The organism is Agromyces sp. NPDC055658, from assembly GCF_053618155.1.
In genome coordinates this window covers 1-1,571 of the sequence record NZ_JBSHHD010000095.1, presented here as the reverse complement: position 1 = coordinate 1,571, position 1,571 = coordinate 1, and the positions used below count along the sequence as shown (strand labels likewise).

The 1,571-nt window shown below is 67.9% G+C and carries 2 protein-coding genes; one reads left to right on the top strand and one right to left on the bottom strand.

All coding sequences use genetic code 11. The annotated features are described in order from the left end of the window. Nucleotides 1-523: zinc-binding dehydrogenase (locus ACWGPE_RS18740; RefSeq protein ID WP_452049271.1), on the top strand; the 523-nt coding region annotated here is incomplete at its 5' end. 3 nt (nucleotides 524-526) lie between these two features. Here the strand turns inward: ACWGPE_RS18740 and ACWGPE_RS18735 are convergent. Continuing rightward, nucleotides 527-1,571: NAD(P)H-dependent amine dehydrogenase family protein (locus ACWGPE_RS18735; RefSeq protein WP_452049270.1), on the bottom strand; the 1,045-nt coding region annotated here is incomplete at its 5' end.

The following is a 1,571-nucleotide window of genomic DNA, read 5'->3' as shown; positions in this document are numbered from 1 at the left end:
GGGCCTGGGTGGGGTCGGCACCCACATCGCCCAGCTGGCCCGGCTGGTGGGCGCGGTGCCGGTGGTGGCGATCGACATCAAATCCGAGGTGCTGGAGCGGGCCCTGGAACTCGGTGCCGACTATGCGTTCAACGCCGGCGACGAGCGGCTCGGCGAGAAGATCGCCGAGGTCACCGGGGGCCGTGGGCTGGATGTGGCGTTCGACGCGGTGGGCCTCAAGTCGACGTTCGAGCAGGCGCTGGGTCAGCTGACGGTCGGCGGGCGGTTGGTCGCGGTCGGGATGAGCGCCCAGGAACCCACGATCGGCCCGACGTCGATGTTCGGCCTGACCCAGAAGCAGGTGCTGGGGCACCTGGGTTACCAGAACGTCGACATCTCCACCTTGGCCACGCTGGTGTCTCTGGGCAGGCTGGACCTGTCCCGTTCGATCAGCGAGATCGTGTCCCTGGAGGACATCGCGCTGGGCATCGACAAACTGGAACGCCAGGAAGGCAATCCGATCCGGATCCTGGTGCGGCCCTGAGCCTTACCGAAGTTTTGGAGCGGCCTTACCGCTGATCAGCGGCAGGTCGGGGTAGGTCACCACACCGGGCGCCGCGGCGCAGACCGCGGGGACCGAGTTGACGCAGTGCGCCGCGGTGGCGACGACGCCGGACTCCGGACCCTCCTCACCGGCCTCGGACTGGAAGCCCTTGATGATGACGGTGAAGTCCGGGTTACCGCGGACCTCCATCTCGTAACGCTGCCCGGCGGGACCGAAAGTCCATGCGGGGTCGAGGTTTTCCTCGCCCATCAGCCAGTTCACCGTGACCCGCACGACGGGTTCGCCGTCGACGAGGGCCTCCCAGTGGAACTTGCGGCCGGCGACCTGGCCGGGTTCGATCACGCCGATCGGCGAGTCGATGGGCGCGGTGGCCACGGCGATCTCCTGGGTGGCGCGGATCCGCGGGTCGATCTTGAACCCGACGTGGTCGACGACCATCTTGACGGCCTGGATGAAGCCACCGTCGAGCATCTTCTGCATCGGTCCGCTCAGCGCGGTGTCGGGGGTGCCGCCGAATCCCATGACATGACGCACTACGTCGGGTGCCTCATAGGTGCGCAGGTCGGAAAATTCCTCGGCGCGAACAAAGTTCACCCCGGTGGCCATCGCGGAGAGCACCAGCGGGAACTTCTCGCTGATCCCGCCGGGCGCGATGCCGGTGCCGTGCAGCGTGGCGTTGCCTTCCAGCGCGGCGGCCCGCATCGGCGCGGCCTGCTTCTCGCTCGGGTACAACCAGCCGACGGGGGTGATCACGTTCTTGCCCGAGCGCAGCAACGCCGCGACCTCGTCGGGGTTGGGGATGAGCGGGGAGTAGATCACCGCGTCGGCGTCCAGCGCCAGGATCTCCTCGGCGCTGTTGGTGGCGGTGACACCGAGCGGGTCGGTGCCGATGATCTCGCCGACGTCTTTGCCGTTCTTTGCGTCCGAGTGCACCCAGCAGCCGACCAGCTCCAGGTCAGGGTGTTCGAGCACACCCTTGATCGCGGCCACGCCGACCCCACCGGTTGCCCACTGCACGACGCGTAAC